We start from the raw sequence: 322 nt of genomic DNA on the forward strand, positions 1-322 counted from the left end.
GGGGAAGATGCACAGCCTGAAGGCGGCGGATTTCAAGAAGCTTTATCCGCGCTGGGACGATGCGATGGCCGTGCGCCGCGACATCAATCCCGAGAACCGCTTCGTGTCGCCCTACATGGCCGGCCTGTTCGGCATCGAACGATGAGCGCCTATTTCATCGAGCTATCTAAGGCATTGCAGGCCGCGGACATTTTCCGGCCCTGCCTGGTGCTCGACCGCGACCGGCTGGACGGCAACATCGCGCAGTTGAAAAAGAGGCTGGCGCCGGGTCTCGCGGTGCGGCTGGTCGACAAGTCGCTGCCTTGCATGCCGCTCCTTTCGC

Annotated in this window: 1 protein-coding gene and 1 pseudogene; both read left to right on the forward strand. The window is 62.7% G+C overall.

Annotated features, from left to right (window positions below; translation table 11 throughout):
- Positions 1 to 145: D-arabinono-1,4-lactone oxidase (locus tag EN846_RS34235; RefSeq protein ID WP_281036127.1), on the forward strand; the 145-nt coding region annotated here is incomplete at its 5' end.
- Positions 142 to 322 (forward strand): annotated as a pseudogene (locus EN846_RS34240) (DSD1 family PLP-dependent enzyme); the annotation flags it as partial. The gene EN846_RS34235 and the pseudogene EN846_RS34240, both read left to right, overlap by 4 nt.

Origin of the sequence: Mesorhizobium sp. M4B.F.Ca.ET.203.01.1.1 (assembly GCF_004791025.1) — a bacterium.
Lineage (GTDB): Bacteria > Pseudomonadota > Alphaproteobacteria > Rhizobiales > Rhizobiaceae > Mesorhizobium > Mesorhizobium abyssinicae.